Source organism: Nonomuraea turkmeniaca, from assembly GCF_005889735.1.
Lineage (GTDB): Bacteria > Actinomycetota > Actinomycetes > Streptosporangiales > Streptosporangiaceae > Nonomuraea > Nonomuraea turkmeniaca.
In genome coordinates, this window is record NZ_VCKY01000416.1 from 1 (window position 1) to 4,547 (window position 4,547).

Here is a 4,547-nt window from a genome sequence, read left to right on the forward strand (position 1 = left end):
CACCGGACCCTCCCTCCACGCAGCGCCTGCCGTACACGCCGGACATGTTGCCCGACGTCCCCCTCTACGAGGCCAAGCCACCGAAGTCGGCCTGGTGGTGGGTGGTCGTGGCCGGCGGGCTCGTGCTGGTGATCGGCATCGTGGCCGTGGCCGTGGTCCTGTGGGTACGCAGCACCGCCGGTTAGGCCCCGACGGCGCGCCACGGCGTCACACGCGGGTGAAGTCCATGATCCAGTTCGTCTCCCAGGTCTCCTCACCCTCTTCCGCGAAGGCCTGCTCCCATCGGGCGGTGTCCGGGCCGATGACGGTCCAGATGAACCGGCACCGGACCCGCCTGCCCTCGTAGGTCTCCTCGCCGTAGAACTCGCCCCGGGTCCCCCTCGAACGCCCCCACCATCGGCCGGGTGTCGAGCACGCCAAGCGCGCTGCTGGCCCAGTAGATCGACCATTGCCGCGTCTCCGGGTTGTACACGCGCACGGTCAGCCCATGGGAGCCCTTGGTCGGGAAGGTGATCTCGTCGAAGCTCGCCGCCCCGTCGAAGTGCCGGGTGGCCACGGAGTGTCCGGGGAAGTCGTCCCATTGGCCGTCCACCAAGCGGCGGTTGACGACGTTCCAGCGGCCGGCGAAAAAGTCGAAGTCGTTCATGCGGCCGAGCGTATGGCGGAGTCACTGACAGGTAGTGTCAGTGAATATGCGTGCGTCTCGCCTGGTTTCGATCCTGCTGCTCCTGCAGACGCGCGGCCGGATGACCGCGCGGGAGCTGGCCGACCGGCTCGAGGTCTCGGTACGCACGATCTACCGCGACGTCGAGTCGCTCCACGCGGCCGGCATCCCGCTGTACGGCGACGCCGGGCCACAGGGCGGCTATCAGCTGCTCGACGGCTACCGCACCCGGCTCACCGGGCTGACCGCGGACGAGGCCGAGTCGTTGTTCCTGGCCGGGCTGCCGGGGCCCGCGGCGGAGCTGGGCCTGGGCACGGTGGTGACGGCCGCGCAGCTCAAGCTCATGGCCGCGCTGCCGGTGGAGCTGCGTGATCGGGCCGGGCGCATCCAGGAGCGTTTCCACCTCGACGCGCCCACGTGGTATCGGGACCCGGAGCCGGTCACGTACCTGCCGGCCGTGGCCGACGCCGTCTGGAACGAGCGGCGCATCCAGGTGAGGTACCGGCGGTGGAAGGCGCCGCAGGAGGTGGAGCGGCGGCTGGACCCGTACGGGCTGGTGGTCAAGGCGGGGCGGTGGTATCTCGTGGCGCGGGCGGGCGAGGACGTGCGCACGTACCGCGTCTCGCAGATCCTTGACCTGCACCCGCTCGAGGAGGGTTTCGCCCGGCCGGAGGGCTTCGATCTGGCGGCGTACTGGCAGGGGTACCTGGCCGAGTTCGAGGCCAGGCTGCGGTGGGGGGAGGCCGTGGTCCGGCTGTCGCCGCGCGGCCTGGAGCGGCTGGCGGACCTCATGACGCCGGGCGTGGTGGCCGCTGCCCGGGAGAGCGCGGGGCCGCCGGACGAGGAGGGCTGGACGCGGGTCACAGTGCCGATCGAGTCGATCGAGCACGCGCTCGGGGAGTTCCTCAGGCTGGGCGTGGACGCCGAGGTGCTGGGCCCGGGCGAGCTGCGTGACCGGCTGGCCTGCGCGGTGGGCGAGCTCGCCGAGCGCTACCGCGGCTGAGCCGCCCGGCGGGCCGATCAGGCTGGGCGGCTCGCCGCGCAGCGGCACCTCACCCGACGCGGCCGGATACAGCCGCGCCACCGTGCTCCTGCCGCAACCGCTCTCCCCCACGAGCGCCGACACCGACCCGGGCGCAGGCGTCGACCAGGTCAAGCGATGTAGGAAGGAATCGCCATCGGCCGGTTGTCGAGCACGCCAGGCGCGCCTGAACCCCTCATTTGTGGGGATATTTCGCTATGGAGACTCCCCCGCCCCAGAGAGCGCGCCATGGACCTGCGCGACCGCCTGCTGGTCCAGGTCAGCACCAGGGACGTCTACGACGCGGTGGCGCTGGCCGGGCATCCCGGCTCCGGCCTGGTCTTCACCGGCCAGGCCGCGCACGACGCGGTCCGCATGGTGCGCCGGAACGGCTACGACGGACCGCTGCTGGCCGATCGGCGGCGTTACGCGGGGTCGGCACGGGTACGGGGGACGGCCCGGCTGTCGGCGGACTGGATCGCGGACCAGGTGGAGGCGGGGGCGACGGCCCCGCTCACCGATTCCGGATATATCGGCAAAAGGGACCACGAAGCCCTGCACGCCATCCTCGAACAGGCCATCCAGTGGGAGGGCGCAATCGCCGTGCTCCCCGTCCACCCGCGGTGGGTCGCCGAGGACCGGCCGGTTCTCGTGCGTACGATCACCGACTACGGGACGCCGGTGGCGCTGGTCGTCGAGGACGGGCCGCCGTACCGGCCGCTGCCGCTGCCCCTGCTCTCGGCGGGCGTGGCGGCGCTGGGCGCGCTGGCTCACGGCGCCGAGTGGGCCGCGATCGGCGTCCGTGAGGTGCTGCGCCACCTCTACCCGGAACCGCACGAGGTGCGCGGCGGGTGGCGTCGAGGCGGGGCACGCAGCGCGTTCGTGCCGGAACGGCTGGACTTCGTGCCGGTCGAGCGGCTCGGTGAAGGCACGTGTGGCTGCTCCACCTGCCACGGCCGCCCGTTGCGCCACCTTGCGCGGGCGGAGGAGATCGAGGTCAACTCGCACAACGCCAAAGTCCTGCACCGCCTGCACAACCGCCTGCTCCGCGCCACGCACCGGGAGCGGTGGTGGTGGGAGTTGAGGGACGCGACACTCACGGCCTGAGCCGAAACTTTCATGACCCAGCGGCCTTCATTCGTGCTGGTTCGCAGCTCAGACAATTGCGCTCACAGGGATGCCACCTGGCACGTTGTCATGCTGAAACTTTCTTTAGAAACTCGCAATGTTTCAGGCCCGACCGAGAGGAGCCCGATGAAAGTGACAGCTCGGATCATAGGCGCTGTGGTCGCCGCGGTGACGCTCATCATCGCGGGCCTGGTCACGGCGCCGCCGGCCGCCTCTGCGCAGCTGACGGAGGTCACTGGCTTCGGTACGAACCCCACCAGCTTACGCATGCACCTCTACGTCCCCGACGGTATCCCCGCCCGCCCGGCGCTGCTCGTGGCCGTCCACTACTGCACGGGCTCAGGCCCGGCTTTCTACTCGGGTACGGAGTTCGCCTCGCTGGCCGACCAGCACAAGTTCATCGTGATCTACCCGTCGGCGACCAGGAGCGGCTCCTGCTACGACGTCTCCTCGCCGCAGGCGCTGCGGCATGACGGCGGCAGCGACCCGGTGGGCATTGTCTCCATGGTCAGGTACGTCCAGCAGCGCTACAACACCGACCCCGACCGTACGTACGCCACGGGCGCCTCCTCCGGCGGCATGATGACGAACGTGCTGCTGGGCGCCTACCCCGACGTGTTCAAGGCAGGCGTGTCGTTCATGGGCGTGCCCTTCGGCTGCTTCGCCACCACGGACGGGTCGAGCTGGAACAGCCAGTGCGCCAATGGGCAGCGCATCATGACCGCGCAGCAGTGGGGTGACCTGGTACGCGCCGCGTACCCCGGCTACACCGGCCCCCGTCCGCGCATGCAGGTGTGGCACGGCACGGAGGACTCCACGCTGCGTTATCCGAACTTCCAGGAGCAGATCAAGCAGTGGACCAACGTCCACGGCCTGAGCCAGACGCCGAGCCTCACCGACCAGCCCCAGCCCAACTGGACGCGGACCAGGTACGGCGGGACCGGCACGACCGTCGCCGTCGAGGGCATCAGCCTGCAGGGCGTCGGGCACAACCTGCCCCAGGGCGGGATGGCCGCCGCCGCGATCGCGTTCCTCGGACTGAACACCGGGGGCGGCGACCCGTCGCAGTCGCCTTCCCCGCAACCACCGGGGGCGTGCCAGGTCACGTACACGATGAACACGTGGAACACCGGGTTCACGGCCGCGGTCACGATCACCAACACGAGCAGCACGCCGCTCTCCTCCTGGACGCTGGCCTTCACGCTGCCCGCCGGCCAGACGGTCACCTCCGCGTGGAACGCGACCGTCTCTCCCGACTCCGGCCAGGTGACCGCCAGGAACGTCGGCTACAACGGCACCATCGCACCGGGGGCCGCCGCCCAGTTCGGCTTCCAGGCCACCCACAACGGGAACACCGCCAAGCCGCCGGCCTTCACACTCAACGGGGCCGCCTGCACCTGACGGTCGCCTCCGAACGCCCGGCGCCGGATCGCACGGCGCCGGGCGATCTTGTTGGATTGGCTAGATCATTTGATGGATATAGGCCGTGTCGGAAGCAGCGGGGAGCGCTCCCGCACGAGCGCCCTGGTCGCAGCTGAAAGGCAAATCCGGTCCCTTTCACGATTCCGGCAGACGGCTTCACGGACCCTGCCTCCGGTTTTGCGGACCCTCCCGGAGGCCCTACGGAGCCCGGCCCGCTTCATGGGCCCGGCCCGCTTCATCGGCCCGGGGACCATGCCTAGTCCACAGGACAAATTCGACCCTCGCCCGCCATCCACAGAATCGGATTCGCCC

General features: G+C 70.3%; 4 protein-coding genes and 1 pseudogene. 4 read left to right on the forward strand and 1 reads right to left on the reverse strand.

Features of this window, described 5'->3' with window-relative positions:
• Positions 1-185 (forward strand): annotated as a pseudogene (locus ETD86_RS56440) (hypothetical protein); the annotation flags it as partial.
• Between the two features lie 68 nt (positions 186-253).
• Here ETD86_RS56440 and ETD86_RS52675 read toward each other — a convergent pair.
• Positions 254-646: a hypothetical protein gene (locus ETD86_RS52675; protein WP_246149502.1), complete on the reverse strand. Its 393-nt coding sequence runs from the start codon at positions 644-646 to the stop codon at positions 254-256.
• A 46-nt stretch (positions 647-692) separates the two neighbouring features.
• Between ETD86_RS52675 and ETD86_RS52680 the strand changes: the two genes are divergently transcribed.
• The 3 genes from ETD86_RS52680 to ETD86_RS52695 all read left to right on the forward strand — a co-directional run bounded on the left by ETD86_RS52680 (position 693) and on the right by ETD86_RS52695 (position 4,214).
• On the forward strand, positions 693-1,667 hold the full coding sequence (locus ETD86_RS52680; protein WP_138674122.1) for a helix-turn-helix transcriptional regulator: 975 nt from the start codon (positions 693-695) through the stop codon (positions 1,665-1,667).
• A gap of 267 nt (positions 1,668-1,934) precedes the next feature.
• Positions 1,935-2,792, forward strand: coding sequence for a hypothetical protein (locus ETD86_RS52690; RefSeq protein WP_138674123.1), 858 nt, complete (start codon positions 1,935-1,937; stop codon positions 2,790-2,792).
• A 147-nt stretch (positions 2,793-2,939) separates the two neighbouring features.
• Positions 2,940-4,214 (forward strand): extracellular catalytic domain type 1 short-chain-length polyhydroxyalkanoate depolymerase, encoded by a 1,275-nt coding sequence (locus ETD86_RS52695; RefSeq protein ID WP_138674124.1) that lies wholly within the window; start codon positions 2,940-2,942, stop codon positions 4,212-4,214.
• Positions 4,215-4,547: the final 333 nt, after the last annotated feature.